The organism is Paraburkholderia sp. BCC1885 (genome assembly GCF_900996235.1).
Lineage (GTDB): Bacteria > Pseudomonadota > Gammaproteobacteria > Burkholderiales > Burkholderiaceae > Paraburkholderia.
Genome location: NZ_CAAJGM010000208.1, coordinates 608,718 through 625,255 on the forward strand (window position 1 = coordinate 608,718; position 16,538 = coordinate 625,255).

A 16,538-nucleotide genomic window follows, 5' to 3' on the forward strand; every position below is an offset into this window, starting at 1 on the left:
CTGGCGCCTGAGCCCGGGCAAAGCCCATGCCGGTACCTTGGGGGACGCCGCTTAACCGCGGCACTTACATCTTGGACAGGTATTCGAAGCCTTAGTTTAGGCGAGCGTGGAGTCCTTGTAAATCATAGACTTCCAGGTCCTTCAAATACCGCAAGCCTTCGACGGCGGCCCGCGCGCCCGACATGGTCGTGTAGTACGTGACCTTGTTTGCCTGGGCGCTCATGCGGATCGAACGCGAATCGGCAATCGCCGCGCGGGTTTCGTCGACGGTCGTGAAGACCAGCGCGATATCGCCGTTCTTGATCATGTCCACGATGTGTGGACGGCCGTCCTTGACCTTGTTGACCACCTTGACCGGCACGCCGGCCGCTTCGATGGCGGCAGCCGTACCCTTGGTCGCGACAATCGGATAGCCCAGTTCGTGCAGCATGCGGGCGACTTCGACGGCCTTCGGCTTGTCGGCGTCCATCACGGTCAACAGCACCGTGCCCGACTCCGGCAAACGCGAACCTGCCGCGAGCTGCGACTTGAACAGCGCCTCGCCGAAAGTCTGGCCCACACCCATCACTTCGCCGGTCGAGCGCATTTCCGGTCCAAGCACCGGATCGACGGCCGGGAACTTGACGAACGGGAATACGGCTTCCTTCACGCTGAAGTACGGCGGATCGATTTCCTTCGTCACGCCTTGTTGCGCCAGCGTCTGGCCGACCATCGCGCGCGCCGCGATTTTCGCGAGCGGCAGGCTGGTCGCCTTCGACACATACGGCACCGTGCGCGAAGCGCGCGGGTTCACTTCGAGCACATAGATCACGTCCTCTTTCGAACCGTCCGGCTGCGGCACTTGCTGGATTGCGAACTGCACGTTCATCAGGCCGATCACGTTGAGCGCCTTGGCCATCGCGCCGGTCTGGCGCTTCAGTTCGGCAATGGTTGCCTGCGACAGCGAGTACGGCGGCAGCGAGCAAGCCGAGTCGCCCGAGTGGACGCCCGCCTGTTCGATGTGCTCCATCACGCCGCCGATAAACACCGCTTCGCCGTCGGAGATGCAATCCACGTCGCATTCGATTGCGTCGTTGAGGAAGCGGTCGAGCAGCACCGGCGAATCGTTCGACACCTTCACGGCCTCGCGCATATAGCGCTCGAGATCGCGCGGCTCGTGGACGATTTCCATGGCACGGCCGCCCAGCACGTAAGACGGACGCACCACCAGCGGATAACCGATTTCATCGGCCAGCTTCAGCGCTTCGTCTTCGGCACGCGCGGTGCGGTTCGGCGGCTGACGCAAGCCCAGGTCCTGCAGCAGCTTCTGGAAACGCTCGCGGTCTTCGGCGGCGTCGATCATGTCGGGCGAGGTGCCGATGATCGGCACGCCGTTCGCTTCGAGATCGAGCGCGAGCTTCAGCGGCGTCTGGCCGCCGTACTGCACGATCACGCCGACCGGCTTTTCCTTGTCGACGATTTCCAGCACGTCTTCGAGCGTCAGCGATTCGAAGTACAGACGATCGGACGTGTCGTAGTCGGTCGAAACGGTCTCAGGATTGCAGTTGACCATGATCGTCTCGTAGCCGTCTTCGCGCATGGCGAGCGCGGCGTGCACGCAGCAGTAGTCGAACTCGATGCCCTGGCCGATCCGGTTCGGGCCGCCGCCCAGCACCATGATCTTCTTGTTGTTCGTCGGATTCGCTTCGCACTCTTCCTCGTAGGTCGAGTACAGATACGCCGTGTTCGTCGCGAACTCGGCCGCGCAGGTGTCGACGCGCTTGTAGACCGGGCGCACGTTCAGCTCGATACGGCGCGCGCGCACTTCCGCGGGCTTGGCGCCGAGCAGCTTGGCGAGACGCCGGTCCGAGAAGCCGCTCTGCTTCAGATACTTCAGTTCTTCCTTCGACAGGCTCGCGAGCGTGCGGCCGTCCAGCGCCTTTTCCTTCAGCACGATCTGTTCGATCTGCGCGAGGAACCACGGGTCGATCGACGTCTCTTCGAAGATTTCCTGCTGCGTCATGCCGATACGGAACGCGTCACCCACGTACCAGATCCGGTCCGGACCGGCTTCGCCGATCTCGCGGATGATCTCGTCGCGGCTCACGGTCTTTTCATCGAGACCGTCCACGCCCACTTCGAGACCGCGCAGCGCCTTCTGAAACGACTCCTGGAAGGTACGGCCAATCGCCATCACTTCGCCCACCGACTTCATCTGCGTGGTCAGGCGCGGATCGGCTTCGCGGAACTTCTCGAATGCGAAACGCGGAATCTTGGTGACGACGTAGTCGATGGTCGGTTCGAACGAAGCCGGGGTCTGGCCGCCGGTGATCTCGTTCTTCAGCTCGTCGAGCGTGTAGCCGCAGGCGAGCTTCGCCGCGACCTTGGCGATCGGGAAGCCGGTGGCCTTCGAAGCCAGCGCCGACGAACGCGACACGCGCGGATTCATCTCGATCACGATCATCCGGCCGTCTTTCGGATTGATCGAGAACTGCACGTTCGAGCCGCCCGTGTCCACGCCGATCTCGCGCAGCACGGCGAGCGAGGCGTTACGCAGAATCTGGTATTCCTTGTCGGTGAGCGTCTGCGCCGGCGCGACGGTGATCGAGTCGCCGGTGTGGATGCCCATCGGGTCGAGGTTCTCGATCGAACACACGATGATGCAGTTGTCCGCCTTGTCGCGCACCACTTCCATCTCGTACTCTTTCCAGCCGAGCAGCGATTCTTCGATCAGCAGTTCGCGCGTGGGCGAGAGGTCGAGGCCGCGCTTGCAGATCTCTTCGAACTCTTCGCGGTTGTACGCAATGCCGCCGCCCGAGCCGCCCAGCGTGAACGACGGGCGGATCACCACCGGATAGCCGCCGCTGCCGGTTTCGGTCGCAATCTGCGCCTGCACCTGCAACGCTTCTTCCATCGAATGCGCGGTGCCCGACTTGGCCGAACCGAGACCGATCTTGGTCATCGCGTCCTTGAACTTCTGGCGATCTTCCGCCTTGTCGATGGCTTCCGGCGAGGCGCCGATCAGCTCGACCTTGTACTTTTCCAGCACGCCGTGCGCGTGGAGGTCCAGCGCGCAGTTCAGCGCGGTCTGGCCGCCCATCGTCGGCAGGATCGCGTCCGGGCGCTCCTTGGCGATGATGCGCTCCACCACTTCCCACGTGATCGGCTCGATGTAGGTGACGTCGGCCGTGTTCGGGTCGGTCATGATCGTCGCCGGATTGCTGTTGACGAGAATGACCTTGTAGCCTTCCTCACGCAACGCCTTGCAAGCCTGGGCGCCCGAGTAGTCGAACTCGCACGCCTGGCCGATGATGATCGGACCCGCGCCGATGATAAGGATGCTTTTAATGTCTGTCCGCTTGGGCATAACGCTCTCGCTAATGTATTCCTGAATTCTTTCCGTTGGCGCGCTTCGCCGCTGCAGTCGCCGCAGCCGTTAGCTGGTTCGGCTCCGCATAGCTGCCGCGGCGGCGCGCTCTGTTCTTTTCCGCTCGCCGGCGAAGCGGCCCGGCCTGGAGCACCGGGGTTTCGCCGTGCGCGGCCGTCTTGCTTTATGTAGACGCCCTTTTGGGCGGCTACCTAAGCGGACGCCTTACGCCGCCGCGGCCGTCTTGCCGGCCTTCTTGTGGTCCATCAAGCCGGTGAAGCGATCGAACAGATAAGCAATGTCGTGCGGGCCGGGCGACGCTTCCGGGTGACCCTGGAAGCAGAAGGCCGGTTTGTCCGTCAGCGCGAAGCCTTGCAGCGTGCCGTCGAACAGGGAGACGTGCGTGGCGCGCGCATTGGCGGGCAGCGTGGCGGCATCGACCGCGAAACCGTGATTCTGGGACGTGATCACGACGCGGCCGTCGTCCAGATCTTTCACCGGATGGTTCGCGCCGTGGTGGCCGGTCTTCATCTTCATGGTCTTCGCGCCCACCGCGAGGCCCATGATCTGATGGCCGAGGCAAATGCCGAAGGTGGGAATGCCCGCTGCAATCAGCTCCTTCGTGGCAGCGATGGCGTAGTCGCACGGTTCCGGGTCGCCGGGGCCGTTCGACAGGAACACGCCGTCCGGGTTGAGCGCCAGCGCGTCGGCGGCCGTCGCTTGCGCGGGCAGGACAGTGACGTGGCAACCGCGCTCGGCCAGCATGCGCAGGATGTTGTACTTGACGCCGTAGTCGAACGCGACCACGCGGTAAGTCGGCGCTTTCTGCGTGCCGTAGCCTTCGCCCAGACGCCATTCGGTCTGGGTCCATTCGAACGATTCCTTCGTGGACACGACCTTCGCCAGATCCATGCCGGCAAGACCCGGGAACGAGCGCGCGAGTTCGATTGCCTTCGCTTCGTCGTCCGAGCCAGCCAGGATCGCGCCATTCTGCGCGCCCTTGTCGCGCAGCAGGCGCGTCAGCTTGCGGGTGTCGAGGGCGGCGATGGCGACCACGCCTTCGTCCTGCAGATATTGAGAGAGCGTGCGCTCCATGCGGAAGTTCGAGGCGAGAACCGGCAGGTCGCGGATGATGAGGCCGGCGGCATGGACTTTCGAGGCTTCCACATCTTCGGCGTTCACGCCGACGTTGCCGATGTGCGGATACGTGAGGGTCACGATCTGACGCGCGTAGCTCGGGTCAGTCAGGATTTCCTGATAACCGGTGATAGCGGTGTTGAAAACGACTTCGCCAATCGTATGGCCGGGGGCGCCGATCGAGTAGCCACGAAAGACCGTGCCGTCGGCGAGCGCGAGCAGAGCGGGAGAAAAAGACGGCAACACGGGAGACTCCTTGGGGGAACACCCTGATGCCGACCTGTCTATCCGAGCCGTGCGAGCCGCAGCGAGGCGCATCTTTGGATGCGCGCGCAGGCTCGCTCGCGTACCGCGGCAAACGTCGCAAGGGCGCGATGGATCCATTGTGTGGACTGATCGGCTGGGTGCGGTGCGTTGGCGGCGCGCGGCGGATGAACGGTGTGGGAGAGGTAGGCGCTAGGGTGCGGGTTGATAAGCTCAAACCTTGCAATTGTAGCCCGAAAACGCCCTTCCCTCCAAATCCGAGATGGCATACCGGGCAGGTACAAGGCCCCGTCTGACGGCGCGGCGCCTTGTGCGACAGGGCTTCCAGCCTGCCTGCACGGAATTTTCGCAGCCGAATCGGGATACGGCCCTGGAGGGCCCACGCCGTCTTAAAGGCGGCGTTATTCGGACTGCAACTGGGCCGGTTTGGCGAGCGCCCGGCTCGGCAACACGTACCAGATTGCGCTGGCCACCTGCAGGACGACGAGGATGCCCCATGCGGTCAGGTGGGCGGCGGCCGGATAGTGCCCGGCCGTCGCCGGCCACTGCGACAGCACCGCGCCCACGCCGATCTGGAAACCGAAGATCAGCAGGAAGATGATCAGCGTCAGCGTGGTATTGCCGCGGCCGATCAGATGCGCCGGGAAATGCCGCGCCAGCACCGCGTAGCTCAGAATGCCCGTGCCGCCGAAGACGCCGTATGCCGCCCACAGCAGTCCCGAGGGCAAGGGCGCGCCGAACATGATCAGCAACTGGGTGACGACGAACAGCGCCATGCCGATCCCGCAAAAGGCATACAGCGACACGCCGCGCTTTTCCAGGCTGCGCGCCCCGGCGCCGAAACCGACGCAGCCGGCCATCATCGCAAAGCCGAGAATCGACACCTGGGCGGCCGCCTCGCGCGGCGCGAGGCCCATCACGTCGCGCATCCACGCTCCGACCCACAGCGATTGCATGGAGTAGAACACGCCCTGCGTCACGACCGAAAACGACGCGATCTTCCAGAACGCCGGGCTTTTGAGGATATGCCAGGTGCCTTTGAACTGCGTGACGAGGCTCGCCTGGCGGTGATTTTCCGGACCCTCCGGCGCGAGAGTCCACAAGGCGAGCGCGACCACGATGGTCAACACGCCGAGCCCGCCGCACACCGCGCGCCAACTCGCGAAGGTCAACACCCATGTCAGCGGCGAGCCCACAGCCACGCCGCCCAGACCGCCGACGGCCATGACAAGCCCGTTGATCAGCGGCAACCGGGCCGCTTCGAAATGCTGCGCCAGCGCCTTGAACGCCGCGCCCAGACAAACCGACACGCCCACGCCGATCAACAGCCGCCCAAGCATCATCATGCCGATGCCATGCGCCGCTCCGAATGCCCAGATGCCCGCCGCCGCAAACAGCAGCATGCCGGCCGTGACGCGCCGCGAGCCGAAGTGGTCGAGCAGCACGCCGGCCGGAAGCTGCGCGCCCGCGAAGCCGAGGAAATAGAGGCTCGTCAGCAGGCCGAGATCGCCCGCCGAAAGACCCAGTTCATGGGTAATCAGCGGCGCAAAACCGAGATTGACGCCGCGAAACACGTAGGAGACAAAGTAGCCCGCGGAAAACAGCAGGAACACGCGAAGCTGGATGGACGACATAGGCTGGAAGCGGATTCGGGTCAGACGAAAGCTGGAACGATAAAGGAAAATACCGGCATCGGGCACAAAGACCCTGAAACGAAAACGCCGTCACCACAGGTGACGGCGTTGAAAAACGAGAAGTGTTCGGAGCGCAATTCACGCGCTGCCCCCGCAGCGCATGTGGCCACTTCCGTCAGAGCCGCTTTGGTCTAATTACCCTTCTTCGTCTTGGCCGCGGTCTTCGGGCGGCCTGGAGCCGCAGCCTTCGACGCCTTGCTCGACGTGACCGGCTCGGCCACCTTCACCATCTTGCCCCTGGACGCCGAGCTCGATGCTGACGATTTGCCGGCCTTGCCCGTCGAATCCGACACCTTCACGACGGCATTGCGGCCACGACCCGATTTCTTATCGTAACGCGATTCGGAGCGGGTGTCTGTCATCTGGGTGCCGATCCGCTCGACGCCGCCGCCCTGCATGCTGGTGGCGATCCGTTCCGGACCGGGTTCGCTCGGCATGGCTTTGCCAACCGGTACGTGCAGCACGATCACCTGCCCCGGATTCACCTGGTCGCGATGCGTGCGGTTCCACGATTTCAACTGCCCGATCGACACGCCGTAGCGAACCGCCAGCGCCGCCATGGACTGTTTGCGACGCACGCGAATCAGCATCTTGCGCGTGTCGGGGACGTCCGGCTCCATGGCGAGCACGGCGCTTTCGGCGACGTCGGCGCTGATGTCTTCGTCGTCGTTGCCGTCGTCGCTACGCGGCACCACGATCGTCGAACCCGGCTTCAGACGCATGCCGACCGGAATCTTGTTGACTTCCATCAGCGTGTCCGCATCGACGCCGATTTTCTGCGCGATCACGGCCGGCGCGGCGCGCTCGGTCACGGTGTAGGTCGTCCACGACGACAGATTGCCGGTGTAGCCCTTCAGATTGTGTTCGAAAGCGCTCGCATTATCGAACGGCAGCAGAATCTGGGGCTGCGTGGCGCCAAGGATGACCGGCTTCTTGAACGACGGGTTCAGCGAGCGGAATTCGTCGGGCGTCATGTTGGCGAGCTTGGCCGCCACATCCACGTCGATGTCATGCGCGGTGGTGACCGTCACGAAATATGGGTGATTCGGAATGGACGGCAGCGCCAGACCGAACGCCTGCGGGTTCATGACGATGTTCTTGACCGCCTGCAGCTTCGGGACGTAGTTGCGCGTCTCGTTCGGCATGCGCAGATCCTGATAGTCCGTCGGCAGACCGGCCGCTTCGTTGCGCGCGATGGCGCGCTGCACGTTGCCCTCGCCCCAGTTGTAGGCGGCGAGCGCCAGTTGCCAGTCGCCGAACATATCATGCAGACGCGAGAGGTAGTCGAGCGCGGCGCTGGTGGAGGCGAGCACGTCGCGCCGCTCGTCCTGCCACATGTTCTGCTTGAGGTTATAGGTGCGGCCGGTGTCCGGCACGAACTGCCACATGCCGGCCGCCTTCGCCACCGACAACGCCTGCGGGTTGTAGGCGGACTCGATGAACGGCAGCAACGCGAGCTCGGTCGGCATGTGCCGCTGCTCGAGTTCTTCCACGATGTGATAGAGGTATTTCTGCGACCGCTCCGTCATACGCTGGACGTATTCCGGGCGCTGGGCGTACCAGTTGGCCTGCATGTCGACGAGGTCGCTTTGCAGGTCGGGCATCTGGAAACCACGGCGAATGCGCGCCCACAGATCCGCGTCGGCGCTCGTCAACTGGTCGACCGAACCTTGATCGACGTTGATCGTTTCCTGGGCAGAGGCGGTTTTGCGAAGGGCGTCGGCTACGGCTTGCTGGGTGGCAGGATTGGGAGTGGCGGTATTGCTACTCGTCGTCGACCCCTCACTCGCGCAAGCGGCGAGCATGAGGACCAACAACGCACTAAAGATAAATCTCATGAACGTCTCGGCTTCCACAGGACTGGAATTTGCAGCCGATAGTACGAAAGCGAAACGTTTACGTCAATCGGAAATATACGAAAAACCTTGGAAAATCTTGGGCTTGGCAGATTTTTCCGAAATTCAAGGTGAACTTGACCCCATGAAAACCAGGTCAACGGAACCTATTCTTCCATTCCCGCAACAGTGTGAACGCCGTTAAACGATCGAGCACTGATTCATGCAACTGTTCCGCGAGCGTCGTTTGAATGGCCGGTTGATCCGCGCGCAGGAACGGATTGACGGCTTTCTCGTGTCCGATCGTGGTGGGCAAAGTCGGCACGCCGCGCTCGCGCAGCGCCGTCGCCTTGTCGCGCCACGCCTGTAGCGCGAGATTGTCCGGCTCGGCGGCGAGCGCGAAACGGATGTTCGACAGCGTGTATTCGTGCGCGCAGTGGACCTGGGTGTCGCCCGGCAACGCGGCGAGTTCGTCCAGCGACTTCAGCATCTGCGCCGACGTACCTTCGAACAGCCGGCCGCAGCCGCAGGCAAACAGCGTGTCGCCACAGAACACGTGCGGGGTGCCGGCCGGATCGGCCGCCTGGAAATAGGCGATGTGGCCGCTCGTATGGCCGGGCACATCCAGCACCCTGAATTCGAGCGCTGGCTCGACGAGGCTCACGCGATCGCCGCTTTTCAGACGGTAAGTCAGCCGCTCGATCGATTCGCCGGCCGGCCCATAGACGGGGACGTCCTGGCCATTCAGCAGATCGGCCACCCCGCCGACGTGGTCTTGATGATGGTGCGTGAGTAAAATAGCGCTCAACTGCCAGCCCCGTTTCGCCAGATAGGCGCGAACCGGAGCGGCCTCACCCGGATCGACGGCCACCGCATGGCGGCCGTCCGACACGAGCCAGATGTAATTGTCTTCAAACGCCGGGACGGGTACGTACTCGAGCGCATTCATAGGCGACGCAATCTTCAATATGTCTGAGCGAACGATTATAGACTGGCCCGCCTGGACCGATTCGCCACCCGGACGCTACGTGCTGGAATGGGAACAGGCGCAGCTCGACCGCGTGGTGTCGGACGTGTTCGGCTACCACGCGCTGCAACTCGGCCTGCCGCAGCTCGACGCACTGCGCGAGAACCGCATGCCGTGCCGCGGCCTCGTGCTGGACGCCGCGAGCGGCGCCAGCGCGCCGTACCGTTTTCCGCGCACTGCCGGCAGCGGCGCGCGCGAACAGCATGCACCGCCAGGCCGCAGCACGGTCTGGTGCGATCTACTGGACCTGCCGTTCGAAGCGCAGAGCGTCGACCTGATCGTGATGCCCCATACGCTCGAATTCACGCGCGATCCGCACCGCCTGTTGCGCGAGGCCGAACGCGTGCTGATGCCGGAAGGTCAGTTGATCATCCTCGGCTTCAATTCGCTTTCGCTGTGGGGCGCGCGGCAGTCGGTCGGCAAGGTCACGGGCCGTCCGTTCGTGCCGGCCGCGCACGACCTGATTGCGTTCACTCGCCTGAAGGACTGGATTAAACTGCTCGGCTTCGACCTTGAGCGCGGCCGCTTCGGCTGCTATCGTCCGCCCCTCGTCAGCGACCAGTGGCTCGCGCGCTACGCCTTCATGGAAAGCGCCGGCGACCGCTGGTGGCCGATCTTCGGCGCCACCTACATGGTGAAGGCGATCAAGCGCGTGCGCGGCATGCGCCTCATCGGCCCCGTAAAGGTGAAAAAGCCCGTGCTTGCCGCGGGCCTCGCCCCCGCCGCCTCCCCGAACACACGCAACCAGAGAAAATGACTTCCGAATTGATCGATATCTATACCGACGGCGCCTGCAAAGGCAATCCCGGCCCAGGCGGCTGGGGTGCGCTGCTGCGCTTCGGCGCGCAGGAAAAGGAGATGTTCGGCGGCGAGGCGAACACCACCAACAACCGCATGGAACTGATGGCAGTGATTGCCGCGCTCGAAGCGTTGAAGCGGCCTTGCAAGGCCGTCGTGCATACCGACTCGCAATATGTGCAAAAAGGCATCAGCGAATGGATCCACGGCTGGAAAAAGAAAAACTGGATGACGGCCGCGAAGACGCCGGTGAAGAATGCGGACTTGTGGAAGCGGCTCGATGCGGCAGTCCAGCAGCATGAGATCGAATGGCGCTGGGTGAAGGGTCACGCAGGGCATCCGGAGAACGAGCGCGCCGATGCGCTGGCGAATCGCGGCGTCGCGTCGCTGGCGGAAATCTGAGGCGCGTGCTTACGCGCTTCGCCTTCTACGCGAGCGAGGCTGCTTGCGTGTTTTGTTTTTCTTCACGCCAAATTTTTAGAGCGGGTTAATCCGACATGCGTCAACTCATCCTCGATACCGAAACCACCGGCCTGAATGCGCGCACTGGCGACCGCATCATCGAAATTGGCTGCGTCGAGCTGGTGAACCGCCGGCTCACGGGCAACAACCTGCACTTCTACGTTAATCCGGAACGCGATAGCGACCCTGGCGCGCTTGCGGTCCACGGTCTCACCACCGAGTTTTTGAGCGACAAGCCGAAGTTCGCGGAGATCGCCAACGAACTGCGCGATTTCGTGCAGGGCGCGGATCTGATCATCCACAATGCGCCGTTCGATATCGGCTTTCTCGATGCCGAATTTGGCCTGCTCGGCCTGCCGCCGTTCAGTTCGCATTGCGGCGAGGTGATCGATACCTTGGTGCGCGCCAAGGCGATGTTCCCCGGCAAGCGCAACTCACTCGATGCGCTGTGCGACCGCTTCGGCATCAGCAACGCGCACCGGACGCTGCACGGCGCACTGCTCGACTCGGAACTGCTCGCCGAGGTTTATCTGGCGATGACGCGCGGCCAGGAGAGCCTCGTCATCGATATGCTGGGTGAAACGTCAGCGAGCGGCGGCGAGCGCGCTCCGCGGGTGGCGTTTGGTTCGCTTGAGTTGCCGGTTATCGTCGCAAGCGACGAAGAGATCGCGGCGCACCAGGCCGTGCTGGACGGACTCGATAAGGCGGTTAAAGGCACCAGCGTTTGGCGTCTGGAATCTGCTCCCGCTGCGGATGAGCAAACCGCTTAAAAAGTGCTTTACGAGCTCAAGATCCTCTGACATAATCTCAATCTCTTCGGGTGGTTAGCTCAGCGGTAGAGCACTGCCTTCACACGGCAGGGGTCACAGGTTCAATCCCTGTACCACCCACCAGATTCCTCCGAAGCCTCTGGAAACGGGTCCAACATTAGTTTGACCAACTACTCCGGCCAGAACCGAGCTTCTGCTAAAGCAACACGAAAAAGCCCTGCACTCGCGGGGCTTTTTCGTTTGCTCGACGCTCAACAACGCTTCGTATATGCGGCCGGATCAATGAGCAGCTAACGACCCACTTCGGCCGTTCGACCCAGCGTGAACTCAACGGCAGCTCGCAAGGGTGCAACGGCCATCCGCGCCTCAGCGTCCGGAGGTGATTCGTCGTCGACCAAAGCGGGCCACTGGAACCCCAACTGGAAATCGAGTCCGGCGATCGCGGATCCACTCATTCGAACGCCAGCCCCCCGAGCCCCCAGCGAGCTCTGTCAACATAGTGCGGACATGGGCAGCATAGCTGGGTGTCCGCGACTGCTCGTATGACACGAGGTATCTCTAGGCTGGCGCGAGAAATTCCTCGATTTGCGCGACAAACGACCGAATCTCTTTTGCGTATTTTTCGCACAAATGTTCAAAAAGTTCGATCTGACTGTATAGTCCAGATCGCTTTAATGCAATATAAAGACCTTTCCCATCTTTTTTACTAACATCGCCTTTCCAGTCATGCGGCAGTTTTTTTAGTTTTCCATTCTGATATTCGATATAAATATCTTTTTCAACACTTAGGAAGGGAACAAAGAGAATGTCGCTGCGAGCGTGCGCATATCGCTCCCCTGTTTGATCCCCGTCTAGAACGCAAATGACAGTCGCTTCATCGGTGAAGAATTTTTCGCTTCTGTTTCTTGTCATCAAGTCAACAGTGTTCGACCCGCCTGCGATATGAACTATCGTGTACGAACTAAATATTCTTTTGATATACTTTCGAATAATGTGCTCGATGAATTCATTTAAAATTTTGTCCTCCGTCAAGATGTATCTATCCCATCCGGTGAATCCAAACAAAATGCTTCTAACGTAGTTATATGTTACTTCATTATGCTCGACTTGGCCATTTTCGTTTGTCAAGTACAATATCTCACCGTCTCGATCTAACGAGCGAAGCATGGCTAGAGAGTGAGTTGTGAAAACGATATTTACACTATAATCCGCGCAAAAGCGCCGTAAATTTTTTATCAAATGCACTTGAGCAGCGGCATCGAGCGATATGTCGATCTCATCAATAACAATTAGTTTCTTTCGATTTCTAATTTTCCGGTACAAACTTATAACAAAAAACTCCCCTGAACTGAAATAATCTTCGCGGATATATCGGCTATCGGGCCTGATTAGGCAAAAATATGATTTATTCTTTATTCGAATTTCTCGAAGATCGTCAAATCGACGTTCTCCGTAAATATCCGAAAGAAAATCGATAAGCTCTTGCGGAACGGAGTAGTTTTCCAAAACAACGTTCTGCCGTATTTCGGCGTCGTTGTTGCTAATTGTTTGAAAGTAATTAAACCGTTCTCCATGCGGCATGGGTAGCTCGACATCAATCTCATCCTTCAATGCACGCGGAACGGGCGTCTTGCTGTTCAGGGTGCCGATGTTCTCGTCGTACTCGAACAGGTAATCGGTGCCGCCGTAGCGATAAACAATACGGCTTTGCGGCGAAAAAATGCTGCGGTCCGACGTAAGGTTATACGTGTCCGCTACGCGAAGATTCCTCAGCGCTTTTACGATGGAAGTCTTTCCGACACCGTTTCTACCGACGATACAAAATAGCTGATTACCATCAAACGGGATTGCAATGCACGCACTGGTGATGTGCTGAATATTTTCGATCTGAACGAAAATTTCCATCGTCACTTGTTCCTCTTCGAATCCGTATTTTTCTGCCGATGGATCAGCGTATCGATCACCGTGACGCCATATCTTCGCCGAAGTTTGTCCAGATATTTTTGATCGATCGTGTTAACGTAGTTTACCAAGCCGCCAAGTACATCGACACTCTCGTCCAAATCAGTGTTTGTGAGATCCACCAGTGCGTCATTATTGCGGACGTAGAAATGCAACATCGTTTCTACTCGGTTTCTGATCTTCGAATCAACGGTAAGCTGCCCATTCGGAAGAATGACCATACCAAGTATCTTGATCTTCCGCCCGATGCTAGTCAGTTTGGTTTTCCGATCGTTAAGATGCATCTGTGGATAGTCACATTCAGCGAGAAGGCGCGTAATCGTAGCGTCCATTCCAAGCAAGGACTCTTTTTCTTGCGCTGAAATCGTGATGTCGTCAGAATACCGGGTGTAGACGAGGCCCTTTTCTAAGCAGACGCTCGATAGGGCATCGTCGAACAAAAGAAGAGCTGTATTGCTTATCGATGGCGATGTGGCAAAGCCAAGGGGAAGCGCGGATTCGACAGTGACGAGATCAATAATTCGGTCTAGATACTCAGCCACGTCGCTGACCGGAACTTGGTGGACTCCTCTTAGGATGGCTTTTTTAATAGAATCGGCCGAAATACTAGGGAAGAAATTTGCGATATCGGCTTGATAGAAATGGCGGCTATTGACATGCTTCTTGACAGCGTCGGCGGCATTCGTTCCCTTTCTGTACGAGAAGACTATATCTTCACGGATTGGGAGATGATTAAAAATGAAGAGATTAAGAAAAGAATGATATTTTACTAAAACCTTATCCGCCGCGTATACGATTCGCTCTTTCGCCGAATTATCGGATACCGTTTTGCGAGTAACCCGCTGCGCGACGTCACAAGTAGCGAAGTCTTGGAACGACTGCTTCCCGTGGTACATCGCATTGAAGAGGGTTTCTAGCGGTTTTTTGTTCATTTCGCGGAACTGCCCGATTTGGTCCTGCAAACGCGTCGCTAGGGACGTCTAGCGCGGCGGAGCTGGGGTGTTTGGGAACCTGATCGGGAACGATATCACGCCTCCGCGGCCGCCGAGGTGCCGTTAGGGAAATCTGCGTGAGGGATGACTGGGTCGGTGTCAGTTCGAGACGATGGAATTTCCATACGAAATGGGCGACTCCTTGAAATCAAGGAATCGCCCACACGTAACATTGATGCAGACCCGGTAGAGGCCAGACCTAAGACTGGAGATACTCCTAGTCGCTGGCATAGTCTTATTCTACTGAGCTCCGACGACAGACGCAACCTTCGCCAAACGGTGACGAAGCGCACGGACGATTCCTTCTCCCATGCAAATAACTATCGGGATGCGACCCTATGATAAAGGTATCGTTTGACGCTGGCGCCGGCTAAGGGCGGTACGGCGAGGTTGTGGCCACGGTGGTTCGTCACCCGGCAGTATGCGTGGAGACGCCAAGATAGCATCGTGACGTAAGAGCTCAGTGGCGGGGCGGCTGAATGCTCACGGCGAACGGACGCTCGAATGTCCTGATCGAACCTCAGGCAAGTGTCTGTAGCTGTCCGCCCACTGCACAACAGAGCGCGGACGGCGACCCGAAACCGGCCACATAGCTGCGCGACAGAGCACGCCGCGCTCAGAGGAAGCTCCTGATCAGCATCGTCACCCACCGCCAGGCGCCGCCGCAGCCGACGGCCCGGCAGCGCGCATCGGGATCCGCCAGAAGGCGGCCATTGGCGTCGCTCACCAAACTTGAGTTGCGCAGGAAGTACGCCACGCTGTCTTGCAAGGGATCGAGGCCGTCCTCAGGGATATCTATCCACAGGCCGTTTTCGGTATTCAGGTGGGCCGACAGCGAATCGAAATTGAAACTGCCGAGATAATATTGATGGCCGTCGATGAGAACCAGCTTGGCGTGCATCATGCGGTTCTCCCGGTCGGAATATTCGCGCACCTCGATCCCGGCATTCACCAGGCCGGGCAGATCGTCGGCGTAGGCGCGCGCGACGGCGGGGAATTCCTGCGTCAGGCTCGCCAGCGAGGCGCTTACCAGGACCACATGGACACCTTCGCGCCGCTTGCGCTCAAGCGCCTCGCGCAGTTCCGGCACCAGGATCACGTAGGGGTTGATGATCAGGATCTCGTGCTGCGCCGTATCGAACGCTTGCAGCATGTCCTGCAACGTGCCTGGCGAGCGTTTGTCGGGCCAGTCGTGGACATAGCGCAGACGCTCGCAGGCGATCGGCGTCCAGGCAGGATCGAAATACGCTCCGGGAGCGGGCGGAGCGGCGGCATCATTGGGCGTATCGGAGGCAGTTAGTGTATCGCTCGCAGCCAGGTCCGTCGCCGGGGCTCCAGCGTCGAGCGGAGCCAGCAGCCATTCGCGCCAATAATGGATGCGCGCCGGGTCCAGCGTCGCATCACCCTGCGAGACGCGATAAGGACTTGCGACTTTGAGGAATTTTTCCGGCTCGGGGCGAACCACTTCCGGGCTATTCCAGAACAAGGCGAAATGCTGGTACATGGCGTGCAGGGAGGACGCATCCTGGCCGGCGTCGCCCGACACCATCAGATCGCGCTCGCTGAGCCAGTCGCGGAAGCTCGCATCCCAGATCGAGGTACTGCCGATCACGGCCGTGTCGCCAACCAGGAACAGCTTGTCGTGCATGCGATGCGAAATCTCGACGAGATCCGAGCGTGGATGGAAGATTCGGAGTTCGATGCCGGGAGCCACCTCGTGCAGGGCGACGATGAACTCGTCCTCGAGCGGGAAGTGCGGCTCGGGGCCGATGCCGTCGATCAGCAGCTTGACCGGCACGCCTCGGCGCGCGGCGCCGACCAGATGACGCAACAGCAGACCACCGGTCTGATCGATTTCGAAGATGTAGGCGAGGATGCGGATCTGCTCGTCAGGCGTGGCACGGTCCACCAGCGCAATCCGCGACTGCATCAACTGACCGTCGGCAAGACTGGCGACCAGGTCGACACATTGCGCGTGAGCGTGCTGGGAAAAGGCAAACACGCATGCCAGAAAGAGCGCCAGGCTTCTCGTTGTAGTCATGTAATGTGGCGAACGGGTTCGATGTTTCTTAGGCCCTACGTCCTTGAACGTCTGGAAGGTTTTGTCGCGTTAGCGCGGTCAAGTAGCTCGCTGTTGAACAGAACGGCGAGCCCGAGATAGTTTCCGATAGCATTTCAAAAATCCCCCACCAAAGCATCCCTTTCCTCGTACCAATCCCGCCACACTCTCGCCCAAGACTTGCCACCGCAA

The 16,538-nt window shown here is 60.1% G+C and carries 11 protein-coding genes and 1 tRNA gene; 4 read left to right on the forward strand and 8 right to left on the reverse strand.

Features of this window, described 5'->3' with window-relative positions:
• Positions 1–91 precede the first annotated feature (91 nt).
• From carB to gloB, 5 genes are all read right to left on the reverse strand, one after another.
• Positions 92–3,346, reverse strand: coding sequence for a carbamoyl-phosphate synthase large subunit (gene carB / locus FQ755_RS21310; protein WP_144156751.1), 3,255 nt, complete (start codon positions 3,344–3,346; stop codon positions 92–94).
• 225 nt (positions 3,347–3,571) lie between these two features.
• Positions 3,572–4,729: a glutamine-hydrolyzing carbamoyl-phosphate synthase small subunit gene (gene carA / locus FQ755_RS21315; RefSeq protein ID WP_144156752.1), complete on the reverse strand. Its 1,158-nt coding sequence runs from the start codon at positions 4,727–4,729 to the stop codon at positions 3,572–3,574.
• Positions 4,730–5,148: 419 nt separating this feature from the next.
• Positions 5,149–6,381 (reverse strand): MFS transporter, encoded by a 1,233-nt coding sequence (locus FQ755_RS21320; RefSeq protein WP_144156753.1) that lies wholly within the window; start codon positions 6,379–6,381, stop codon positions 5,149–5,151.
• Between the two features lie 191 nt (positions 6,382–6,572).
• Complete coding sequence (locus tag FQ755_RS21325) at positions 6,573–8,279, reverse strand: transglycosylase SLT domain-containing protein (RefSeq protein ID WP_144156754.1); 1,707 nt, start codon at positions 8,277–8,279, stop codon at positions 6,573–6,575.
• A gap of 154 nt (positions 8,280–8,433) precedes the next feature.
• Positions 8,434–9,225, reverse strand: a complete 792-nt coding sequence (gloB, locus tag FQ755_RS21330) for a hydroxyacylglutathione hydrolase (protein ID WP_144156755.1) — start codon at positions 9,223–9,225, stop codon at positions 8,434–8,436.
• Positions 9,226–9,244: 19 nt separating this feature from the next.
• Here gloB and FQ755_RS21335 point away from each other — a divergent pair, with 19 nt between their 5' ends.
• The 4 genes from FQ755_RS21335 to FQ755_RS21350 all read left to right on the forward strand — a co-directional run bounded on the left by FQ755_RS21335 (position 9,245) and on the right by FQ755_RS21350 (position 11,456).
• Positions 9,245–10,060, forward strand: a complete 816-nt coding sequence (locus tag FQ755_RS21335; RefSeq protein WP_144156756.1) for a class I SAM-dependent methyltransferase — start codon at positions 9,245–9,247, stop codon at positions 10,058–10,060.
• Positions 10,057–10,503 carry a ribonuclease HI gene (gene rnhA, locus FQ755_RS21340; RefSeq protein ID WP_144156757.1) on the forward strand — a complete coding sequence of 149 codons (447 nt, stop codon included), beginning with the start codon at positions 10,057–10,059 and terminating at the stop codon, positions 10,501–10,503. Before FQ755_RS21335 ends, rnhA begins: the two co-directional genes overlap by 4 nt.
• Positions 10,504–10,598: 95 nt before the next feature.
• Complete coding sequence (dnaQ, locus tag FQ755_RS21345; RefSeq protein WP_144156758.1) at positions 10,599–11,333, forward strand: DNA polymerase III subunit epsilon; 735 nt, start codon at positions 10,599–10,601, stop codon at positions 11,331–11,333.
• Between the two features lie 48 nt (positions 11,334–11,381).
• Positions 11,382–11,456 (forward strand) — tRNA-Val (locus FQ755_RS21350).
• A gap of 435 nt (positions 11,457–11,891) precedes the next feature.
• Here the strand turns inward: FQ755_RS21350 and FQ755_RS21355 are convergent.
• The 3 genes from FQ755_RS21355 to FQ755_RS21365 form a co-directional block, all read right to left on the reverse strand.
• Entirely contained in the window at positions 11,892–13,238 is a 1,347-nt protein-coding gene (locus tag FQ755_RS21355; protein WP_144156759.1) for an AAA family ATPase, read from the reverse strand.
• Positions 13,239–13,240: 2 nt separating this feature from the next.
• Positions 13,241–14,227, reverse strand: a complete 987-nt coding sequence (locus FQ755_RS21360; protein ID WP_144156760.1) for a reverse transcriptase domain-containing protein — start codon at positions 14,225–14,227, stop codon at positions 13,241–13,243.
• Positions 14,228–14,903: 676 nt separating this feature from the next.
• Positions 14,904–16,328: a phospholipase D-like domain-containing protein gene (locus tag FQ755_RS21365; RefSeq protein ID WP_144156761.1), complete on the reverse strand. Its 1,425-nt coding sequence runs from the start codon at positions 16,326–16,328 to the stop codon at positions 14,904–14,906.
• Positions 16,329–16,538 lie beyond the last annotated feature (210 nt).